19 protein-coding genes are annotated in these 19,263 nt (G+C 65.7%); 10 read left to right on the top strand and 9 right to left on the bottom strand.

Annotated features, from left to right (window positions below; all coding sequences use genetic code 11):
* Window positions 1–2: 2 nt before the first annotated feature.
* From A9977_RS11045 to A9977_RS11010, 8 genes are all read right to left on the bottom strand, one after another.
* Window positions 3–884, bottom strand: coding sequence for a branched-chain amino acid ABC transporter permease (locus tag A9977_RS11045; protein WP_183024883.1), 882 nt, complete (start codon window positions 882–884; stop codon window positions 3–5).
* 21 nt (window positions 885–905) lie between these two features.
* The gene (locus tag A9977_RS11040; protein WP_183024882.1) at window positions 906–1,622 is read right to left on the bottom strand and encodes an ABC transporter ATP-binding protein; all 717 of its coding nucleotides are present in this window, start codon (window positions 1,620–1,622) and stop codon (window positions 906–908) included.
* Window positions 1,619–2,392, bottom strand: a complete 774-nt coding sequence (locus A9977_RS11035; RefSeq protein ID WP_183024881.1) for an ABC transporter ATP-binding protein — start codon at window positions 2,390–2,392, stop codon at window positions 1,619–1,621. The genes A9977_RS11040 and A9977_RS11035 overlap by 4 nt, the downstream gene beginning before the upstream one ends.
* Before the next feature lie 16 nt (window positions 2,393–2,408).
* Entirely contained in the window at window positions 2,409–3,614 is a 1,206-nt protein-coding gene (locus tag A9977_RS11030; protein ID WP_183024880.1) for an ABC transporter substrate-binding protein, read from the bottom strand.
* Between the two features lie 25 nt (window positions 3,615–3,639).
* Window positions 3,640–5,193 carry a long-chain fatty acid--CoA ligase gene (locus tag A9977_RS11025; RefSeq protein WP_183024879.1) on the bottom strand — a complete coding sequence of 518 codons (1,554 nt, stop codon included), beginning with the start codon at window positions 5,191–5,193 and terminating at the stop codon, window positions 3,640–3,642.
* Between the two features lie 20 nt (window positions 5,194–5,213).
* Window positions 5,214–6,335, bottom strand: coding sequence for a hypothetical protein (locus tag A9977_RS11020; protein ID WP_183024878.1), 1,122 nt, complete (start codon window positions 6,333–6,335; stop codon window positions 5,214–5,216).
* A gap of 178 nt (window positions 6,336–6,513) precedes the next feature.
* A complete protein-coding gene (locus A9977_RS11015) occupies window positions 6,514–7,404 on the bottom strand; it encodes an acyl-CoA thioesterase II (protein ID WP_183024877.1) in 891 nt (296 codons plus the stop codon).
* Window positions 7,405–7,600: 196 nt separating this feature from the next.
* On the bottom strand, window positions 7,601–8,806 hold the full coding sequence (locus tag A9977_RS11010; RefSeq protein ID WP_183024876.1) for an ABC transporter substrate-binding protein: 1,206 nt from the start codon (window positions 8,804–8,806) through the stop codon (window positions 7,601–7,603).
* Between the two features lie 218 nt (window positions 8,807–9,024).
* Here A9977_RS11010 and A9977_RS11005 point away from each other — a divergent pair, with 218 nt between their 5' ends.
* Both A9977_RS11005 and A9977_RS11000 read left to right on the top strand, forming a co-directional pair.
* Window positions 9,025–10,593, top strand: a complete 1,569-nt coding sequence (locus tag A9977_RS11005) for a class I adenylate-forming enzyme family protein (RefSeq protein ID WP_220811680.1) — start codon at window positions 9,025–9,027, stop codon at window positions 10,591–10,593.
* 6 nt (window positions 10,594–10,599) lie between these two features.
* Window positions 10,600–11,502 carry a DMT family transporter gene (locus A9977_RS11000; protein WP_183024874.1) on the top strand — a complete coding sequence of 301 codons (903 nt, stop codon included), beginning with the start codon at window positions 10,600–10,602 and terminating at the stop codon, window positions 11,500–11,502.
* Between the two features lie 343 nt (window positions 11,503–11,845).
* Here the strand turns inward: A9977_RS11000 and A9977_RS10995 are convergent, their stop codons facing one another.
* Window positions 11,846–12,535 (bottom strand): GntR family transcriptional regulator, encoded by a 690-nt coding sequence (locus tag A9977_RS10995; protein ID WP_183024873.1) that lies wholly within the window; start codon window positions 12,533–12,535, stop codon window positions 11,846–11,848.
* A 102-nt stretch (window positions 12,536–12,637) separates the two neighbouring features.
* Here A9977_RS10995 and A9977_RS10990 point away from each other — a divergent pair, with 102 nt between their 5' ends.
* The 8 genes from A9977_RS10990 to A9977_RS10955 are packed head-to-tail and all read left to right on the top strand — an operon-like array spanning window position 12,638 to window position 19,243.
* Window positions 12,638–13,378: an HAD-IA family hydrolase gene (locus tag A9977_RS10990; protein WP_183024872.1), complete on the top strand. Its 741-nt coding sequence runs from the start codon at window positions 12,638–12,640 to the stop codon at window positions 13,376–13,378.
* A gap of 11 nt (window positions 13,379–13,389) precedes the next feature.
* On the top strand, window positions 13,390–14,277 hold the full coding sequence (locus A9977_RS10985; RefSeq protein ID WP_183024871.1) for an amino acid ABC transporter substrate-binding protein: 888 nt from the start codon (window positions 13,390–13,392) through the stop codon (window positions 14,275–14,277).
* Window positions 14,278–14,302: 25 nt separating this feature from the next.
* A complete protein-coding gene (locus A9977_RS10980; RefSeq protein ID WP_183024870.1) occupies window positions 14,303–15,019 on the top strand; it encodes an amino acid ABC transporter permease in 717 nt (238 codons plus the stop codon).
* Entirely contained in the window at window positions 15,016–15,678 is a 663-nt protein-coding gene (locus tag A9977_RS10975) for an amino acid ABC transporter permease (RefSeq protein WP_183024869.1), read from the top strand. The genes A9977_RS10980 and A9977_RS10975 overlap by 4 nt, the downstream gene beginning before the upstream one ends.
* Before the next feature lie 29 nt (window positions 15,679–15,707).
* Entirely contained in the window at window positions 15,708–16,436 is a 729-nt protein-coding gene (locus tag A9977_RS10970; protein ID WP_183024868.1) for an amino acid ABC transporter ATP-binding protein, read from the top strand.
* A 24-nt stretch (window positions 16,437–16,460) separates the two neighbouring features.
* Window positions 16,461–17,552: a threonine/serine dehydratase gene (locus A9977_RS10965; protein WP_259651910.1), complete on the top strand. Its 1,092-nt coding sequence runs from the start codon at window positions 16,461–16,463 to the stop codon at window positions 17,550–17,552.
* 58 nt (window positions 17,553–17,610) lie between these two features.
* Window positions 17,611–18,837: a pyridoxal phosphate-dependent aminotransferase gene (locus A9977_RS10960; RefSeq protein ID WP_183024867.1), complete on the top strand. Its 1,227-nt coding sequence runs from the start codon at window positions 17,611–17,613 to the stop codon at window positions 18,835–18,837.
* Between the two features lie 19 nt (window positions 18,838–18,856).
* Window positions 18,857–19,243 carry a RidA family protein gene (locus A9977_RS10955; protein WP_183024866.1) on the top strand — a complete coding sequence of 129 codons (387 nt, stop codon included), beginning with the start codon at window positions 18,857–18,859 and terminating at the stop codon, window positions 19,241–19,243.
* Window positions 19,244–19,263 lie beyond the last annotated feature (20 nt).

Genomic DNA, 19,263 nt, shown 5'->3' with positions numbered 1-19,263 from the left:
GTTCAAACCCTCACCACGAGGCGCCGCCCCAGCAGCCCTTGCGGGCGGAAGACGAGGACGGCCAGGATCAGCATCAGTGCGACAGTCATCTTCAACTCTGTTCCGATCACGTAGGCCCCCAGGATGTTCTCGATGATTCCCACCAGCACGCCGCCGAGCACCGCACCCCAGGGGTTCGAGAGCCCGCCGAGCAACGCGCCGGCAAAGGCGTAAAGCAGGATGCCCGTCATCATGTGGGGGTCGAGGTAGACCACTGGAGCGACCATCATTCCAGCCACGGCACCGATCGCACTGGCGCCGCCCCAGCCCAGCGTCAGCATCAGGGGCACCGGTATGCCGCACAGCAGGCTGGACTGGGGGCTGAACGCGGCGGCACGCATCGCGAGTCCGAAACGCGTGAAGGCGAAGAACACGTAGACCAGGCACAGCATCACGAGGCACACCGCGATGGCGCCGATCTGGTGCGAGCCCATGATGCCGGCGCCCCACTTGAACTGCCCTTCGAAGGGGCTCGGGAACTCGCGCATGTTGTGGCCGAACAGGGCACCGGCCATGCTGTTGAAGATCAGCAGCAGTCCGATGAACACGATGACCACGCCGAGCACCGGCGTGTCGGCCAGCGGCCGGATCACGAAGCGCTCGACCACCGCGCCGAGCAGGAAGGCCACGCCGACCGTGAGCACGAACACCACCCAGTAGGGCAGGCCTGCCTGCATCAGCGACCAGGCGATGTAGGTCGAGAACATCGCCATCTCGCCCTGGGCGAAGTTGATCTTGTGGGTCGATTGGTAGATGACGACCAGCGCGAGCGCGATCGACCCGTAGATGATCCCGGTGGACACGCCGCCGCCGACCTGCTGCAGGAATATGGTGAACTGGTTCATAGTGGCCTGTGGTTGCGAAGGTCAGCCGCCGAGATAGGAGCGCCGCACGGCGGCATCGTTCTTCAGGTCGGCCGACGCACCGTGAACGGCGACGCGGCCGTTCTCCAGCACGTAGGCATCGCCCGCGATGTCCAGCGCCAGCGCGGCGTTCTGTTCGATCAGCAGCACGCCGATGCCGTCCTTGCGATTGATCTCGCGCAGCGTGTCGAAGATCTGACGCACGACCAGTGGCGCGATGCCGAACGAGGGTTCGTCCAGCAGGAGCAGTCGCGGCCGCGCAATCATCGCGCGCGCGATCGCCAGCATCTGCTGTTCGCCGCCCGACAAGGTGCCTGCCTGTTGCCGCAGCCGCTGCTTGAGGATCGGGAACCACACGAACATCTGTTCCATGCGCGAGTGCAGCGCGTCGCGGCCCTTGAGCAGGTAGCCTCCGGTCTGCAGGTTCTCTTCCACGCTGAGTTCGCTGATGGTGCCGCGCCCATCCGGCACGTGCCCCACGCCCAGCGCTGCGATCTGGCTCGCGCTACGCTTGAGCAGGCTTTTGCCGTCGAGCAGGATGTCGCCGGCGTGGGGACGGATCAGGCCCGACACCGCGCGCAGCGTGGTCGTCTTCCCCGCGCCATTGGCACCCAGCAGCGCCGTCACGCCGCCGGAGGCCACGCGCAAGTCGATGCCGTGCAGGATCTCGGTGGCGCCGTAGCCGGCTACCAGGCCGCGCAGTTCGAGTTGCGGTGTCATTGCACGGTTCCCAGGTAGGCGCTGATGACCTCCGGGTGGGCCTGGATCTCCTGCGGCGTACCCTCCGCGATCTTCCTGCCGAAGTTCAGCGTGACGATGCGTTCGCACAGCGACATGACCATGCCGACGTGATGCTCCACCAGCAACACCGCCGCGCCGCTTTCCTGTCGAAGCATCAGGATCGTGCGCTTGAGCGATTCGAGTTCCTCGTGGTTCAGCCCCGCTGCCGGCTCGTCCAGCAGCAGCAGCCGCGGCCGCGTGGCCATGGCGCGCGCCAGCTCCACGCGCTTGCGTACGCCGAACGGCAGTTCGCCCGCCGGGCGCTGGGCGTGCTCGCCCAGGTCCATGAGGCCGATCAGCCGCTCGCCGTGCTCGCGCAGCGCTTCTTCCTCGCGGCGCGCGCTTCGGGCCCGGAAGATGTTGCGAACGAAACCACTTTGCGTGGTGCTGTGCCCACCCGTCATGATGTTGTCGCGGACGGTCATGGTGTTGAACAGCGCCACGTTCTGGAAGGTGCGGCCGACGCCCAGCGCGGCCATGCGATGCGAAGGCTCGCGCAGCACCGAAGCACCGCCAATGCGAATCTCGCCCGCGCTGGGCGTGTAGAGGCGGCTCAGGCAATTGAACAGCGTGGTCTTGCCCGCGCCGTTCGGCCCAATCACGCCGTAGATCTCGCGCTCTCGCACGCTGAAGCTCAGATCGCTCAGCGCCGAGATGCCGCCGAAGCGCACGGTGACGCGATCGACCTCGAGAAGGGTTTCGGTGCTCAAGTCCGGGGCTCCCGCATCAGTCGGTGATCACGTCGCCGGAGAGTTGCCAGCGCGTGCCGTCGAACTGCAGCAACTGCATCTGACGAATCGGATGGAATTCGGTCGCCGAAGTGTTGATCCTGATGCCCGGCAACAGGCCCGGCGCTTCGTAGTCCTTCAAGCTGGCCGCCTGCTTCATGATGTTCTCCCGGCTCAGGTCGTTGCCGCACTGCTTGAGGATCTGCACCATGGTGTTCACGCGGGCATAGGCGTACACGTTGTTGGCATCGCTCAGGTCGGCATCCGGGTAGTACTTCTTGGCCCATGCACGCCAGGCGTTGAGCGCGGGATCTTCGGCCCAGCGCGGGTCGGTCGGATCCTTGTAGAACTGCGCCGAGATCAGGCCCGTGCTCTTGTCGAGGCCCGCCGGCTTGAGCGTCAGACCGATGGAGTTCGACACGCTGCCCAGGAAATGTGTCGGCTTCCAGCCGGAGTCGTGGGTGAGGCGAATCGCCTGCGCCGCAAACTTCGGGATGGCGGCGTTCACGAAGGTGTCGGCGCCAGCCGCGCGCAGCGTGGTCATCTGCGAGTCGATGGTGGCGTCGGTGGTCTCGTAACTGACGGCCGAGACGATCATGCCGGCGTTCTTCTCGCCCAGCCCGCGCTTGAGGCCCGCCAGCATGCCGCGCCCGTAGTCATCGTTCTGGTACATCACGCCGATCTTTGCGCCCGGCTTGGTCTTGAGAATGTACTTGCCGAAGATGGCCGCCTCGGTCTCGGTATTGGACTGCCAACCCATGGTCCAGGGGAAGTTCTTCGGATCGCCGAAATCCGGTGCCGGCGACGCGATCAGCAGTTGCGGCACCTTACGCTGGTTCAGGTACTTCTGCGTGGCCTTGTTGACCGCAGTGCCCAGACTGCCGTAGATGAACGCCACGTTCTCCTGCTCGACCAGCTTGCGGGTGAGCTCCAGCCCCTTGGGCGGCGCGTAGCCGTCATCCAGGCTGACGAAGTTGATCTTGCGGCCATTGATGCCGCCCTGGTCGTTGATGTACTTGAAGAAGGCCGCGTCCGTCTTGGCGATCGAACTGAAGGCGCCCGCAGGGCCGCTGTAGGCGAAGGTCTGGCCGATCTTGATCTCGGTGTCGGTGACGCCGGGCGCCTGCTTCTGCGCCCAGGCAGGAAGAGCGAGGGCGAACACGCCGGCCATCGCCGCGGTTGCAAATTTAATCGAGGATTGCATGTCGTCTTGTCTCCAGTTCGGTGGCTCAGTGCACGGCTTTCTTCCGCTCGCTCCAGTACGGGGCGCGCAGTTGGTTCTTGAGGATCTTCCCGGCGGCGGAGGTCGGCAGCTCGGTTCGGAACTCCACGCTGCGTGGGCACTTGTAGCCCGCGATGAGGGTGCGGCAGTGCGCGATGATCTCTTCCGCTCCGGCGTCCATGCCGTCGCGCAGCACCACCACTGCATGCACGCTCTCGCCCCACTGCGCATCCGGAATGCCGATGACGGCACAATCGCGCACCGCGGGATGCGTGTGCGCGGCGTTCTCCACCTCGCGCGAATAGATGTTCTCGCCACCGCTGATGATCATGTCCTTCACGCGGTCGACGATGTAGACGAAGCCGTCCTCGTCCATGCGGGCCGCGTCGCCCGAGATCATCCAGCCGTTCTTCAGCACGGCAGCCGTGGCTTCCGGCTGGCGCCAGTAGCCGAGCATCACCTGCGGGCCGCGGATCGCGATCTCGCCGGTCTCGCCGCGCGGCACTTCGCGCCCTTCCTCGTCGACGATGCGGATGTCGCTGCCGTAGGCCGCGTAGCCGGTGCCCAGGCGTTTGCTCTTCCAGCCGGGCCCATCGAAGTGGTAGCGCCAGGGCATGCTCACCGTGAGCGCCGCGCACTCGGTCATGCCGTAGCCCTGGATGAACTCCCAACTTGGCAGCTTCTCCATCGCCAGCGCCAGCACCGCGTCCGGCATCGGCGAGGCGCCGTACTCGCAATAGCGCACGCTCGACAGGTCGTAGTCGGCGAAGCGCGGATGGTTGATGAGCATGTTCACCATCGTCGGCACGAACAGGCAGTAGTTCACCTTGTGCGTCTGGATCGCTTCGAACGCGGCCAGCGCGTCGAACTTCGGCAGGCAGACGTGCGTGCCGCCGGCCATGGTCAGCGCCATCGCCGGCGAGCTGCCTGCCAGGTGGAAGAAACCGGCCGAATGCAGGTACGTGATCTCTTCCGAGAAATGCAGCGTCGCGATCCATGTGACCGAGGCGAACACCATGTTCTTGTGCGAGAGCATCACACCCTTCGGGTTACCGGTGGTGCCGCCCGTGTAGTAGATGCCGCAGAGGTCGTTGTCGATGCCGCAGGCATCCTCGACCGGATGCGAGGCGCGGATCAGGTCTTCGTAGCCCGTGCAGCCCGGCGGTGTGGCTGCGTCGCCGATGTGGATGCAGTGGCGCAGCGGGTACTGAGCGTTGAGCGCTTCGAGCTGGCCGGCGAAGGCGTCGTCCACGACGAGCACAACGGGTTCGGCATCCTTCAGCGCATACACGTTCTCGGGCACGGCCCAACGGGTGTTCAGCGGCACGGTGACCGCGCCGGCCCAGGCGATCGCGAAGAAGAGTTCCAGGTAGTTGTCGCTGTTGAGCGCCAGCACCGCCACCCGGTCGCCGCGTTGCACGCCCATGGCCTGCAGGCCGCCTGCCGCGCGCCGCACGCGTTCGCCGATCTGGGCCCAGGTGCGCTGGCGGTCCTCGTAGATGGTGCCGATGTATTTGCCGCGCGTCTGCACCGCGCGTTCGAGGCATTGGGTCAGTTGCATTGGCGTCTCGCTTGCCCGGCTCAGAGCGCGGGATGCTTTTGGGCGATGGCGTAGCGCGGGAAGCCCTCCGCAACGCCGTATTCGCTGATGCCCCAGCCCACAGCGCCGTCACAGGTGACGCGCGTGACGTGGTCGCCGAGCGTGCGTGCACGCTCGCGGGTCAGGGGGTCCGCGAGGTCCCAGACGTCGTGTTCGGCGTGATAGGCCCCGCGGTCATCGCCGTGGTTCCAGCCGTTGAACCCGCCGTAGAGCCCGCCCTTCAGGTAGAAGCGCCCGGGCATCATCTCGATCTGCACACGCCGCAAGTCGCCATCCTCGAAGCGGAAGTCCAGCACGCCCGTGGCGATCGACTGTCCCAGCGGATCGTTGGCCCACTCCAACGCGTGTTCAAAGCCGACGATATGGCGCGCCTTGGCATGGCGGCCCAGCCGCGGGCTTTCGGTGCCGGACAGATAGAGGTTCGAACCCTTGGAACGCTCCTTGGTGAACAGGCAGATGCCGAAGTCCTCAAACTGGTACATGCACCACATCCACAGGAAGTCCTTGTGGGTCTGCATCGGCGGACGCGCGAAGTCCGTCTTCATCTCCGAACGGATGCCCCACGAATGGTCGCGTTGCCCCCACCATTCCTGCGGCCGGATCTCGTAGCGCACGCCGGCGACCTCGAGCCATCCCTCCCAGCGCGCGAACTGCGACATGCGCGTGAGATCCTCCTCCACACGGCTGAGCCGGCGACGGAAGGACTGGAGTTCCTGCGCACCTTCGGTGGTCGCCATGAAGCGCAGGTCGAAGGCGATGCCCGAATCGTTCGCCTCGAGCACGATGCGGTGCGTGCGCATGCCCTCCAGGATCTCGAAGCGCAGAGGTCCCACGCGCGGGTCCAGCGCATGCTGGGTCTTGTCATGCAAGCGGCGCGAGGCCCGGAAGTTGTACTGCCGGTTGCCGACGGTCACGCCCGCGAACGCGTCCATCACGTTGCGGTTGGCATAGTGACCCAGCCCGATGTCGAAGATCATGTCGCCGCCCGGGACGCAGTGTCCGCTGTACCAGTAGCGCTCGGTCCAACGCAGGTCGCTGCTGGACGGCTGGTCGAAGGTGGCTGGAGTCTGGTGGCCGAGTAGGTCGTCTTGCGGGGTCAGCATGTCAAGGTCCTGCAATGTCGTGGTGGCTATGAATAGTCCGACTGGACGGTCTATCGATAGCGTAAGAGTGCACCCTGTTGGCAGCAATGCGTGTAATCCCTTAGCACGATTTCGGGACTCCTTATCTTCGGGCGAGCGGTGCTCGCGGCAGGCACGGCGCGCCCCCGCGCCGTGCGCCTCAAGCGTAGGCCATCAGGCACTCCTGCGAGGCCGAGGCGACGAGCCGACCGTTGCGGTCATGCACCTGCGCGATCGACAGGCCTCGCCCTTCTGCGGCGCAGGGACTGCGGGAGTCGACGTGCATCCACTGGTCCGCGGCAAAAGGCCGATGGAACCAGATGCAGTGGTTCAGGCTAGAGATGTAGAGCCGGCGACCGTCGCGGAGGGCTTCGATGTGCGGGCCCAGGCTGCTGAAGTTGAGCCACCAGTCCGACAAGTAGGCGAAAGCCGACGCATGCAGCCCCGGCTCGGGCGCGAGCGGCTCACGCGCGCGCAACCAGAAGCGCAGGTGCGCGCCGGCCGTCGCGGGCGCAAGTTGACGCTCGACATCCGGAATCCTGAAATCCATGCAGGACTTCTCGTTGAGCGAATAGCCGCCGAGTCTGCGCAGTGCCTCTTCCCACGGCCAGGGCGCCGGCGGCAGCGAGGCGAGTTCTTCGGGTTGCGATTCGAGCGCTGTGGAGGCGTCCGCGTGGGCAGGTGCATCGAGTGAGACCGCAAAGCTCACCTGCGCATCGAACACGATCCTCTCGCCCTGCCGGGCACGTACATGCCGCGACGAAAAGCGCTTTCCGTCCTGCAGCGGCGTGACCTCGAAATCGATGGCACGGTCGGGTGCACTGCCTTGCAGGAACATGAATTGCATGGCCGTGGCCTGACGCTCCGGCGCCACGGTCATGGCCGCCGCGCGCATCGCCTGGCCGAGGCCCTGGCCCCCGTAGGAACGCCCGTTGAGATTCGCGTCGCCGTGGCAGCTGCGAAAACGCCACGGTCCTGTCTCCCGCAGCGTCAGCAGAGCAGACAGGTCGCGCTCATCCCATGGCGGCAGGGCGGCTTCTGCACCGTTCATGGGCACGCTCGGCGCCCTTTCGGGCCATGGCGCAAAGCGGTGCCTTGCGCGGCGTCGGGGCCGAAGTCGATCGGGCGCAGGTCGGGCACCCTGCGTCGGCCCCGCGCTCGCAGCATCTCGAGGGTGCGCCGTGGCAGCGCCGTGCCGGCGGCCAGCGGCTCACGGCAGGAAAGGACTTCGCAAGCCTTCATGCGCCTCAACCGCTGATGACGTCGCCGAAGAGCACATAGCGCGTTCCGTCGAACTTGCACAGTTGCATCTGGCGGATGGCGTTGAAGTTGCTCGGTGTGGTGTTGGCCTTGATTCCTGGCAGCAGGGTGCCGATGGCGAAGTCCTTCACGTTGGCAGCCTGGCGGATGATGTTCTCGCGCGAGAGGTCGTCGCCGCATTGGGTGAGGATCTGCACCATGGTCGCCGCACGGCTGTAGCCCAGCACAACATTGGCATCGGTGAGGTCGGCCTCGGGGTAGTACTGCCTGGCCCAGGCCCGCCATGCCTGCATGCCCGGGTCTTCGGCCCACTGCGGATCGGTCGGGTCCTTGTAGAACTGGGCCGAGACAATGCCTACGGCGCGCTCCAGTCCCGCAGGCTTGAGCGTGAGGCCCACCGAACTCGACGCGCTGACCAGGAAATGCAAGGGCTTCCAGCCGCTGTCCCAGGCCACGCGAATGGCCTGCGCGCAGAACTTGGGGATCGCAATGTTCATAAAGGTGTCAGCACCGGCCGCGCGAAGGCTGGTGATCTGCGAGTCGACGGTGGCGTCGGTGGTCTCGTAGGACGCCATCTTGACGATCATCGCGTCGGCCTTGTCGCCCAGCCCCATTCGAATACCACGCACATAGCCTTTCCCGAAGTCGTCGTTCTGGTAGAGCATGCCGATCTTCGCGTTCGGCGCGTTCTGCAGGATGTACTTTCCGAAGATCACCCCCTCAAGCTCGGTGGTCGACTGCCAGCCCATGGTCCAGGGGAAATCCTTCGGATCGTTGAAGCTCGGGTCCTGCGACGAGACGAGGATCTGCGGCACCTGCTTCTGGTTCAGGTAACGCTGCGTGGCCTTGTTGATGGCCGTGCCGAGACTGCCGAAGATGAATGCCACCTCATCCTGCTCCACCAGGCGTCGAGTGAGTTCCAGCGCTTTCGGCGGTGCATAGCCGTCGTCCAGGCTGATGAGGTTGAGCTTGCGACCGCGCAGCCCGCCTTTCTCGTTGACCATCTTGAAGTAGGCCGCATCGCTCTTGGCGATCGAACTGTATGCGCCAGCGGGGCCGCTGTAGGCAAAGGTCTGGCCGATCTTGATCTCGGTGTCGGTCACGCCAGGGGTCTTCTTTTTCTGGCTCAGCGCCGGCCCTGCGATGCCGGCCGCAAGCCCTCCGATGACCAGCGCGCGTCGGGAGGAATTCATGGGTATCTCCTGAAAGTCGTTGAGTGGACCCTGCCCGCGGGGGCCTGGCGCTTTTCTTCCATGAAAATTAGTCCGACAGGTCGGACTATGCTATAGGTTATGAGCCGCGGTACTCGCCAGCAATGCACGTAATCCCTAGCGCAGCGAAACACCGCAAAATATATAGTCCGACCAAACGGACTATTAAATAATCCATCGGACGCTCCTCTTCTATGCGCATGTACCCAGCGAACCTCGTGCGCCGTGCCGCGGCCTGCTATGCGTCGCACACCGCGGTCTGGTTCGAGGGTCGCGAGCAGAGCTACGCCGCGCTCTATCAACGCGCTAGCCGACTTGCCGACGCCCTGCGCACCGCCGGGGCCTCGCCCGGCGATGCGGTGGCGATCCTTTCCGACAATGCCTTCGAGACCCTCGAGCAGGCTTCGGCTTGCACGCTCGGCAACTTCGCCCGCACCACCCTGTTCACGTACAACGCGCCGGCCGTGAACCGCTACCTGCTCGCACTGACCGGCGCGCGGGTACTCATCGTCCAGGCTCGCCACCATGCAGCCATCGCCCCGCTGCTGAGCGGTCTGGAGCAGCTGGCTGCGGTGATCGTGTTCGACGGCGAGGCGGCGCCTGGAACCTTGGCCTACGAGCACGAGATCGCGCTCGCCGCCCCGCACGACACGATGGAGCCCGTCGACCCCGACGCGGTGCACATGATCCGCTTCAGCAGCGGCACCACGGGAAAGCCTAAAGGCATCTTCCACAGCAACGCGCGTTGGATGGAGTACAACGACGAGTGGCGCTGGTGCACGCCGCCGCTGACCGAGCGCAGCCGCTACCTGTCCCCGACCTCGCTGTCGCACCTGGGCATCGCCTTCATCTGGGGCGTGGTCGCCTCCGGCGGCTGCCTCGTGCCGATGCGCGCCTTCGATGCGCGCATGGCACTGGATCTGCTGGCCTCGCAGCGCATCACGCATGCCGTGGCGGCCCCCGTGATGATCCGCGACATGGTGAGGGAGGCTTCGCAGCGGTCTCAGGCGCCGCGATTCCCGGGCCTGCAGTGCATGGTGTACGCGGGCTCGCCGATCGCCGAGGACACGTTGCATGGCGCCATTGAACTCTTCGGCTCGTGTCTCTACCAGATGTACGGTCAGAGCGAGGTGGCGCCCGTGACGATGCTGTTGCCGCACCAGCATGTGATCAATGGCACCGAGGCGGAAAAACGCCGCATGCGGTCTGTCGGCCGCGCCACCCCGAGGTGCCGCGTCACGATCCGCGACGAGCAAGACCTCGCGCTGCCCGCCGGCGCGATCGGCGAGATCGCAGCGGACGGCCCGCCGATGTCCGGCATCTGGAACGATCCCGAAGCCACGGCCGCCCGCTTCCTTTCGGACGGCAGCATCCTTACGCGTGACATGGGCTACATGGACGAGGACGGCTTTGTCTACCTGGTCGATCGCAAGGACGACATGATCGTCTCGGGCGGCTACAACCTCTGGCCCACCGAGATCGAAGAAGCCATCGCATCGCATCCCGCCGTCGCCGAAGTCTGCGTGTTCGGCGTGCCCCACCCGCGCTGGGGCGAAAGCCCGCATGCAGTGGTCGTACTGCGCGCGACTGCACAGGTCACTGCGGAGGAATTGATCGCGCACTGCCGAGCGATCGTTGGCGGCGTGAAGAAGGTCGGCTCGGTCGAATTCGCCGAGGACCTACCTCGCACGACGACGGGCAAGGTGCTGCGCCATGCACTGAAAGAGCCGCATTGGGCCGGGCGCGCGACTCGCGTGTCGGGCAGCTAGGCCCTCTTGCATCCGCGCCACCTGCTGCAGCTGCTGGTCCTGTCAGCGACATGGGGCGGCTCGTTCGTGCTCCTGCGCATCGCCAGCCCGGCGCTCGGCCCGTGGGTGCTCGGCGGCGTGCGCTGTGCATTGGCGGCCGTGGCCTTCGCGGTGCTGCTGCGGGCGCTGCGGCAGCCCTGGCCGCCCTGGCACGCATGGCCGGAACTGGCCGCGGTGAGCTTGCTGACCGTGGCTGCACCTTTCGTGCTGTTTCCCATCGCGGCACTTCATGTCCCTGCCGGATATTCAGCGGTGCTGAACGCGACCTCGCCCATGTTCAGCGTGATGACGGCCGCCGCCATGGGAGACGAGAAGCTGACGCTGCGAAAGGCGCTCGGCTGTGCCGTGGGCTTTGGCGGCGTTCTGCTACTCGTCAGGTTGGGCCCGATCGAGCCGTCGATGTCGGTGCTGCTTGCGGCACTGGCTTGTATCGCCGCAGCAGCGACCTACGGCGTGGGCGCCGTCTGGATGCGCCGCGTCGCGGTGCGGCATTCGCCATTGTCTGCCTCCGCCGCCGTGCACGTCTCGGCCATGGCGATCCTGGCCGGGCCGACCATCATCGCACTGCCTTCGGCCCGACCAACGATTGCCGCAGTTCTGGCTTTGCTCTTCCTCGGGATTGCAACATCGGGACTCATGTATTGGCTGAGCATGCGCCTGATGCGCGAGGTCTCGACCAGCGCCGCCACGTCTTCCGCATTTCTCATTCCCGTGTTCGGCATAGTCTGGGGATCGATCTTTCTGAACGAGCCGCTTGGCAAGGGGATGCTGCCCGGGTGCGTCGCGATACTATTCGCCATCGTTTTGGTGACGGGCGCAAATCCCATCCGCTTTCTGCTCGTCCGCGACCGAGGCAGGCGCAAGACTTAGACCGTGCGAGCGCAACGCTCGGTCTTCAGCGTAGAGAAGAAGCTCTCCACCGCGAAGTCAAACAACCGAATACGGCGGGCACCGACAAGCTATGCCAGCGCAAACCAAGGTCACGATAACAACACCGACGTAAACACCCCGTTATGAGCGATGGAGTGCACACGCACGGTCTATGAGTGCGCCGATGCAGCTTGCAGCCTGCGCAGCACCGGCACAGAGTTCGTCGACTGTGCGATGCTTACTAACGACGGCCAAGCGCACGAGAGCGTCCTATTGCCGTCTGTTAGCTCGAGGAGGGGTTGCAGGAATGCTTAGTTCTTAATGGCTCAATCTCGTATTACAACTACGACGAGTGCTGGACAGGCTGCTTTGCTAGAGACTCTACGAGCAGTTGCCCCGTCGCGGAAATGTGCTGTGTCAGGAGCGTGCATGCGTTGACGACGTCGCCCTGTTTGCACATTGCTAGCAGTTCCCAGTGCTCCTGTTGCGAGCGATCCCGGTGTGATGTGAACTCCCATGTATAGCGCAGGTAGCGCTCGAAGCCCAGGCGCAGGGTTTCGACCATGGTCAATGTCCTGGGGCGATCGGCTGCGGCATACAGCCCGCGGTGAAAGCGGGCGTTCAGCAGGATGATCCGATCCACGTTCTTTTCGTCGTCCAGTTCCTTGAGCACCCGCTCGGCGGCCTCGAACTGGACGGCGGTCAGCCGCGGAATGGCCCAGGCCAGGGCCTGCGGCTCGACCAGGCTTCTCAACCGCGTCATCTCTTCCGCCTCGGCGGCCGACATCGTCGCCACGCTGACGCCTCGGCGTGGCTCGGAAGCCAGGAAACACTCGCGGATCAGGTCCTTGAACGCCTCCCTCACGACTGTCTGGCTGACCCCAAAACGCGAGGCCACGGCGTCCTGCCTCAAGCGCTCACCGGGCTTCAGCCGGCCCTGAATGATCTCGCCGCGCAGGGCGTCCACCACCGCGCCGGAGGTCGACCGATCCCCCAAAACTTGGCCTGCGAGCGAGGCTTCCACGTAGTCCATGACTTTTCTCCTGTCAGGGATTGTACGAACTTCGCTCATCTTGACGATTATCGATAATCGATTATATTTGCTGAATCCCATTACTCTTCATCAAGGTTGCATATGACGCTCCGCCTCTCCGATTTCGACGCCGTGACTTTCGACGTGTACGGCACGCTGATTGACTGGGAACCCTCGATCGCCAGGTTCCTGACACGCTGGGCGCGCGACAACGGCGTCGACGCCGATGCCGAAACCCTGGTCATGGCCTTCGACGGCGCCCGGGCGGCGATCCAGAAAGAACGCCCGGCCCACCTCTACCCCGAGGTGCTGAACAAGTGCTTCGACCGCATCTGCGCCCAGTTCGGAGTGGCCGTGGACCCTGACCTGCGCCGCCAGTTCTCGGCCGCGCCGCACACCTGGCCGGCCTTTGCCGACAGCCATGCCGGCCTCAAGCGCCTGCAACAGTCCACCAAGGTCGGCGCCTTCAGCAACATCGACCAGGCTTCGCTCAACACCTCCTGCGACAACCTGGACTTCCGCTTCGACCTGGTGGTCACGGCGCAGCGCGTGGGCGCCTACAAGCCGGACTGGCCGCATTTCGACACGGGCATCGGCGACCTGATGCGCATGGGCATCCCGCGCGAGCGAATCCTGCACGTGGGCCAGAGCCTGCGGGCCGACATCACGCCGGCCAACCGGCTGGGCGTGCGCTGTGCCTGGGTCAACCGCCCGGGCCGGCTGCTGGGCCTGTCGGGCGAAGGCGCGGCCGAGGCCAGGCCCGACCTCACCGTGTCCAGCCTCGCCGAGCTCGTGGCCGCCCTGACCGGCACCGATCAACCCGCCGCCGCGCTGGCCTCCTGAGGAGAGTCCGAATGAACACCGCCATCCATTCCATGTCTCGCGTCCTGTTCGGCGTCGTTGGTGCCGCGCTGTTCGCAAGCAGCGGTGCCGCGCTCGCGCAAAGCACCGACCCGATCCTGGAACGCATCAAGGCCAAGGGCACGATCACGCTGGGCTACCGCGAATCGTCGATTCCCTTTTCCTACCTGAACGACGACCGGAAGCCTGTCGGCTACGCGATGGACCTCTGCCTGAAGGTGGTCGACGCGGTCAAGCAGCGGCTCCAGGTGCCGGCATTGAAGGTCGACTACATCGCGGTGAACCCGCAGAACCGCATCGCGCTCGTGGCCAACGGCACCGTCGATCTCGAATGCGGGTCAACGGTCAACACGCTGGGACGCCAGGCCCAGGTCGACTTCAGCGCGCCGCACTTCATCTCCACCACCCGGCTGCTGGTACGCAAGGGTGCGGACATCAAGGAGGTCGAAGACCTGAATGGAAAGGCGGTGGCGCTGCCCATCAACACCACGCCGGAGCGGCTGATCAAGGCCTTGATCGAGGCGAAGAAGCTCAAGGTCCGCATCGTTCCGGTGAAGGACAACTCGGAGGGCTTCCTGGCCCTCTCGACCAGCCGTGTCGACGCCTTCTCGACCGACGACATCCTGCTGTACGGGCTGCGCAAGAGCGCCCCCGTACCGCTCGACTATGAGGTGGTCGGCCGGCCGCTGTCCTTCGACCCGTACGGCCTGATGCTGCAGAAGAACAGCACCGTGTTCCTCAGCCTGGTGAACGCGACCATCGCGCGAAGTGTCCGGTCCGGCGAGCTCAACGCGTCCTACGACAAATGGTTCGCACCGCTGGACGTACCGCTGTCGAAGGATCTCGCGGCGGCGCTGAAACTGGCCGCGCTCCCGGAATGAAGCGACCCGCTCGAGACTTCCTCCGATGAACTACGCATGGAACTGGAAGGTCCTCTTCGAGGACCCCTACGCCGGATGGCTGCTCTCCGGGCTGCAAGCGACGGTGCTGATCTCCCTCGCGGCCTGGGCCATCGCTCTCACAATCGGTCTCGCCCTGGGCGTGCTGGGCTCGCTGCCCGGCCGCATAAAGTGGCTGGTGACCGCCTACGTATCGGTGTTCCGGAACGTGCCGCTGCTGTTGCAGCTGTTCATCTGGTTCTTCGTGGTGCCTGAACTGCTGCCGAGCGACGCCGGCCGGTGGCTCAAGCGGGATCTGCCGATGCCGGAACTCTGGACGGCCATCGCCGCGCTGGGCCTGTTCACCGCTTCGCGCGTCGCGGTCCAGGTGCGCTCGGGCATCGCCGCACTGCCACGCGGGCAACGGTTCGCCGCATTCGCCAGCGGCATGACCCTGGCGCAGGCCTATCGCTTCATCCTGCTGCCGCAGGCGATGCGGTTGGTGCTGCCCCCGCTGACCTCCGAATTCCTCACCGTCTTCAAGAATTCCGCACTGGCGCTGACCATCGGCGTGTTCGAGATGACGGCCCAGAGCCGCCAGATCGAGAGCTACACCTTCAACGGCTTCGAGGCATTCACGGCGGCGACCCTGGTGTACCTGTCGATCGCGCTCTGCGTGACCGCAGGCATGCGGTGCCTGGAGAAGAAGCTGCTGATCCCCGGCGCCCAGGGAGGACGGGCATGAACGGCACCTTCGATGCCTCCGTCATCCTGAAGGCCTGGCCTTTCCTGCTCGAGGGCCTGGGACTGAGCCTGCTGCTGACGCTGGTGGCCATGGCCGGTGGCCTGGTGCTCGGCCTGTTGCTGGCGCTTGCACGGCTCTCCGGGCATCGCCTGCTCGCCGGGGCTGCGGCGGTGTACGTGAACGGCTTCCGGGCCGTGCCGCTGATCCTCGTGATCTTCTGGTTCTACTTCCTGGTACCGCTGATCGTCGGCAAGCCCGTGGGTGCGCTTCCCTCGGCACTGATCGCCTTCACGCTCTTCGAGGCAGCCTACTACTCCGAGATCATCCGTGCGGGCCTGCAAAGTGTGCGTTCGGGCCAGTGGCAGGCGGCCGCGGCCTCGGGCCTGCGGCCGACGCAGGCGCTGTGCTTCGTCGTGCTGCCGCAGGCGCTGCGCAACATGATGCCGGTGCTCATCACTCAAGCAATCGTCCTGTTCCAGGACACCTCGCTCGTCTATGTCATCTCCCTGCGGGACTTCATGACGTCCACCAGCATCGTGGCGAACCGGGACAACCGGCTGGTCGAGATGTATCTGTTCGCAGCGCTCGTCTACTTCGTGCTTTGCGCATCCCTTTCACTGGCGGCACACCTGGCCGCCAAGCGCCGGAACGCCCCATGACAACAGAGAAAAAGAATACCGCAGCGCCCATGATCGAAGTGCTCGGGCTGCACAAGGCTTATGGCGCGACCGCCGTGCTCAACGGGTGTGACCTGACGATCCGCCGCGGCGAGGTGGCCGTGATCTGCGGCCCCTCCGGTTCCGGCAAGAGCACCTTGATCAAGTGCTTCAACGGGCTGGAGTCATTCCAGCAAGGCAGCGTGCGCGTCGACGGCGTCGAAGTAGGCGCGGCGAAAGCGAAGCTGAACGACCTGCGCAGCCGCGTGGGCATGGTGTTCCAACACTTCGAGCTCTATCCGCACCTGACGGTGCTCGAGAACCTCTGCCTCGCCCCCATGAAGGTGCTCGGCCGATCGCGCGAGGCCGCGCACCGCAAGGCCGGCGAACTGCTGAGCCGCGTCGGGCTGCCGGGAAAGATCGACGCCTATCCGGCGCAACTCTCGGGCGGCCAGCAGCAGCGCATCGCGATCGCCCGCGCGCTGGCAATGGACCCCATCGTCATGCTCTTCGACGAGCCCACCTCGGCGCTCGATCCGGAAATGATCGGTGAGGTGCTCGCGGTGATGCTGGAGCTGGCCCAGGACGGCATGACGATGGCCGTCGTCACCCACGAGATGGGATTCGCGCGGCGCGCCGCGGACCACGTCATCTTCATGGACGCCGGGAGGGTCGTGGAGCACACGCCAACGGAAGTGTTCTTCGCATCGCCGACCTCCGCGCGGGCTCAGGAGTTCCTGTCGCGCCTCGTCTCCCATTGAAGGCATCGCGCACGAAAGCAAACCATGACACTACATGAACCGAAGACCCGCCCCAGCGCCTTCATCACGCACGAATCACTGGGACGGATGCGCGTGCCAAGCTTCGACGACGTCCGGGCAGCACTCGATCGCATCGGCGCCCATGTGATCCGCACGCCGCTCATCCGCTCGACCGCCCTCGACCGCATCGCCGGCGCGCCGGTCTGGCTCAAGGCCGAGAACCTGCAGGTCACGGGATCGTTCAAGGCGCGCGGTGCTTTCAACGCCCTGCTGCGCCTGAGCGAGGTCGAACGACAACGGGGCGTGGTGGCCTATTCCACCGGCAACCATGGCCAGGCCATCGCCTGGGCCGCCCGCTGCCTGGGCGTCCCTGCCACGATCGTCATGCCCATCGATGCGCCGCGCAACAAAGTCGCCCGCGCGCTGGCCCATGGCGCCCGCGTGGTGCACTACGACCGGCGACACGAAAGCCGGGAAGCGATCGGGATGCGCTTGCTGCAGGACTCCGGCGGTACCCTCGTCCCGCCAGGCGATCACCCCGACGTGCTGGCCGCGCAGGGGACGGTGGCGCTGGAAGCGCTCGATGCGCTGCCACCCGCGTCCAGAGAGAACCTCGGCACCTTTGCCGCACCCTGCGGCGGCGGCGGCCTGCTGGCGGGCTGCAGCCTAGTGCTGGACGCCCTCCAGCCGAACGCTCGCATCGCCGCGGTGGAGCCCTTCGGGTTCGACGACACGGCGCGCTCGCTCGACAGCGGCACGCGGGAGCTCAATGGCCCCGCCGCGCACACGCTCGCCGACGCCCTGCAGGCGGCAACGCCGGCAGAACTGCCATTCGCGATCAACCGGCATTACCTCAGCGAAGCATGGGCCGTGACGGACGCAGAGATCGCGACCGCCATCCGCTTCGCGCTGATCGAGCTGCGCATGGTCGTCGAACCGGGCGGTGCCGTCGCGCTAGCCGCCCTGCTGGCCGGCCGGCTCCAGTTCGGCGGCCAGGACGCGGTGGTGGTGCTGTCCGGGGGCAATGTCGACCTGTCGGTGCTGGCCGCGCTGATTCAGGCCGACGACGGTCTCGCGGACATCGAGCGGCCCTCCCGCGCCTCGCAGAACCTATGAAGCCCCTGTCTCGGCGCGCACCGTGCGCCCCCATTGATCGCAACACGAAGAGGAAGCCATGAACACCATCGAAGAGAAATTCCTGAAGTTGGGCATCGACAACGCCCCAGGCCAGGAGGTGCGCGAAGGCCGCGGCGAGGAACGCCCGGCGGACCTGGGCGAGCGCCTGCCCGGCGTCGCCGTCGACTTCTCGCACGGCGACGTGAACGCCACCGCGTTCGAGCCCACGCCCGGCGCGCTCGAAGCCTTCGTCCAAGGCGTCCATCGCGGCGGCTCGCAGGCCTACACCGAGTACCGCGGCGACGCCGCCATCCGCGAGAAGCTCGCGCGCGACCTGGCGGCCTTCTCGGGCCGGCCGGTCTCGGGCGCGGAAGAACTCATCCTCACGCCCGGAACGCAAAGCGCGCTGTTCCTGGCCGTCGCGAGCACGGTGGCCGCGGGCGACAAGGTCGCGATCGTGCAGCCGGACTATTTCGCCAATCGCAAGCTGGTCGAATTCATGGGGGCGCAGATGATCCCCGTGCAGCTCGACTACCTGAACGGCGCGGGACACGCCGGCCTGGACCTGCAACAACTCGAATCGGCATTCGAGCAGGGCGCCAAGGTGTTTCTGTTCTCGAACCCGAACAACCCCACGGGCGCGGTCTATGCCCGGAGCGAGATCGAGCAGATCGCCGCCCTCGCCGAGCGCTTCGGTGCCACGGTCATCGTCGATCAGCTCTATTCACGGCTGCTGTATGCGGGAGAGCCGTACGTCCACCTTCGTGGCAGCTCGGTCGCCGCCGACAACGTCGTCACCATCATGGGACCGTCGAAGACGGAATCGCTGAGCGGCTACCGGCTGGGCGTGGCGTTCGGCAGCCCGCGCATCCTCCAGCGCATGGAGAAACTCCAGGCCATCGTCTCCTTGCGCGCCCCCGGCTACTGCCAGGCCGTGCTGCAGACCTGGTTTTCGGAGCCCGCCGGATGGCTGGCCGAGCGCATCGACAAGCACCAGCGGATTCGCGACGCGCTGCTGTCGGTGTTCCGCGGCATCGAAGGCGTGGCGGTTCGCACGCCGCAAGCGGGCAGCTATCTGTTTCCCCGGCTTCCGGAACTTCGCACCCCCTTGCCGGCCTTCGTCCGCGCGCTGCGGCTGCAAGCCAACGTGACGGTCACGCCCGGAACCGAATTCAGCCCGCACGCCGGCGACAGCATCCGCCTCAATTTCTCGCAGAACCATGAGGCGGCGGTCGCGGCGGTCGAGCGCATCGCGGCCATGGTCGAGAAGCATCGCATCTCCTGATCCACCTCGAGCCCAGACCATGATCCGAAAAGCCTTCACCAGCGAATCGACGCCGCCACCCGCCGGCACCTACAGCGTGGCCATGCAGGCGGGCCCTCTCGTGTTCCTCTCGGGGCAGACACCGCGCGATCGCGACAACGTCAGACATGGGGACAAGCCCTTTGCCGAGCAGGCAAAGATGGCGCTCGACAACCTCGAGGCGGCCGCGAACGCAGCGAGTTCGAGCCTGCGCGATGCGGTAAAGGTCGGCGTGTTCCTCAAAGACATGGCGAACGCCCAGGCCTTCGATGCGATCTACGCGACCTACGTCGGATCGCCTCCGCCCGCCAGGACCTTGACCCAGTCTGGCTTCAGCGCGTTCGACATCGAGGTCGACGCCATACTGGCGATGGGCGCTGCACGCTAGCTTGCACTCAATGGCGCGCA

It is taken from the genome of Variovorax sp. UMC13 (genome assembly GCF_014170375.1).
Taxonomy (GTDB): Bacteria; Pseudomonadota; Gammaproteobacteria; order Burkholderiales; family Burkholderiaceae_C; genus Variovorax.
Note: the sequence above shows the minus strand (reverse complement) of the source record. Positions and strands in the feature narration are given on the sequence as shown.